Source organism: Bartonella sp. AA86SXKL, from assembly GCF_042196885.1.
The window spans coordinates 1-512 of record NZ_JBHIRE010000613.1; the positions used below are offsets into that span (position 1 = coordinate 1).

At 36.5% G+C, this 512-nt stretch carries 1 pseudogene; it reads right to left on the reverse strand.

From position 1 onward, the window contains the following. Window positions 1–512: pseudogene (locus tag ACFIO5_RS13570) on the reverse strand (bifunctional [glutamine synthetase] adenylyltransferase/[glutamine synthetase]-adenylyl-L-tyrosine phosphorylase); the annotation flags it as partial.

Here is a 512-nt window from a genome sequence, read left to right on the forward strand (position 1 = left end):
CCAATTTGAAACACAATCACATGCGTAATAAGAGCAAATTGGGCAATAAACTCCAGATGCATGATACCACCAGGCATTCTTTTTAAATCCCATCGATTCTCTGGTGGTTTTCCTTTGCCAATCAATACATGCATCTCACATACTGCTTTTATTACATCCTTCTTATTACGAGAAAAAGCAATAATTTCAGACACTTCATTTTCTAACTTTTGTAAAAAATCAAGATCTCCTGCAATACCTCTTGCCCTTGTCAAAGCAAGATGTTCCCATATCCATGCTTCCTTACGATAATATTTCCTAAAAAATTCAAAAGAAACAGCAACAGGTCCCTTATTACCTAACGGACGCAATCTTAAATCAACTGCATAAAGAATACCTTGACTTGTAAGAGTAGATAAAGCTGCAACAAGACGCTGTGTCAAACGGGTATAATATTGAAAAATATAGAGACGTTTCCCGCCATCAGATATTTCAGCCCCCTCACCATGTTCATAATGCAAAATAAGATCAAC